Raw genomic sequence first — 1,447 nt, 5'->3', positions numbered from 1 at the left:
GAGCCACCACCCTCGCCCGACAGGGACGCGGCAGAGGACTGGCCGAACACTGGCAAGGACTGAAGTACTGCCAGGCCCTGGCCACCGGCCCTGGCGGTCACATGGCGCTGACCGACGAGGGCCAGAGTCCGGAACTCTCCTACAGGGCCATGCAGGCACGAGAACTGGGCCGAGCGTTCGGAGTCGCCGTCGCTGAACGCACCGTCCGGAATCGCTTCCCGGACCACATGATCTCCACGCTGGACGCGGAAGCCATACTCCTGGCGGGCTTCGCGCGCTCCGGCCCGCGACCGTCTCTGGGAGCCCGGCCGCGGCCCGACTTCTTCATTGAAGCGTGGCGCCCAGGCGAGCCGTCGCGCATCTTCGCGGTGACGGTCAACGGCAACCACCAGAAGGCCAACAAGCGCACCGCCAAGACCGACCGCTCGGCATTCAAGCAGCTGGCCAGGGGCAGCGAACGCGCCGAGCACTTTCACCTCGCCGAGTGGAACACCACGCCGTGCCTGTTGATGTCCACCGAACTACTCGCGCTGGACGGCATCACCGTCAACGCCCTGCAAGCCCTCGGCGAAGCAGTACTGCCCGCGAGGCCGGCCATAGGGCGAGGCAGTGCGGACGCAGTGCTGTCGGAGCGGAACCTCGTCTACGCCGGCGCCGTGAAGGTGCCTGCCGACGGTCGCAAAGAGCGGACCCGGGACGGGTTCCTCATCCCCCGCAAGGAGCTTGGCTGGTTCGGCCAACTGCTCGCGCGCACCGGGGCCGCAGGCCAGCTGGCCTTCGCTGGAGCCGGCACCGAAATCGCCCAATACCTGACCGACAAACAGGGTCACAAACACTACGAGCAGCAGACCTTCGCCGGTTCGTCCAGCGTCCGCGACGCGCGACACACGATCGGCGCGACCGTCTACGTCGGAACGGATCAGGTGTTCCGACTCAACCGGGTCCGTGTCGAGGCGTTCTCAGGGATGGCCGAGGAACTGTACGACCTGTTGGTCAAGGGACAGGTGGAGGCATACCGCGCTCGGGCGTACGCGCTACGCGACACCTACCCGATCGGCACCACAGCCCCGCAGTGGGGTCCCGTTTCCTTCGGCGACGACGGCACCGTCATGGCTCTGCGAATCCTGCCGAAGCAGAAGGAGGATGAGAAGCCTTGACGTAGGCGCGCCTGCAGAGGCCGCGCATGGCCCCTTGACCTGTTTCAGGGGAAGCCGAACGTGTGGTGCCCCCAGTTGATCATCCGGCTGAGGCACCACACATTCGCAGACACGCATCAGGCAGCCGCCTCGACCACCGCGTCGAACTCAAGCGGCAGGTTGAGTTCGGTCTGCATCGTGAAGACAGCGTCCATCAGAAGTTGTTGTCCTTCCGTCCGCGCGCTCGCTCTTGATCGAACAGGGCCCTGGATCGGGTGAGTTGGCGACGGGGTGCGCATGAAGAAAGGGCC

Annotated in this window: 1 protein-coding gene; it reads left to right on the top strand. The window is 66.2% G+C overall.

From position 1 onward, the window contains the following. A partial coding sequence (locus ABT026_RS32110; RefSeq protein WP_351118729.1) for a hypothetical protein occupies positions 1–1,157 on the top strand: 1,157 nt, incomplete at its 5' end. Positions 1,158–1,447 lie beyond the last annotated feature (290 nt).

Source organism: Streptomyces sp. NPDC002734 (assembly GCF_040295685.1).
Lineage (GTDB): Bacteria > Actinomycetota > Actinomycetes > Streptomycetales > Streptomycetaceae > Streptomyces.
This window is presented reverse-complemented; position numbering and strand designations above follow the sequence as displayed.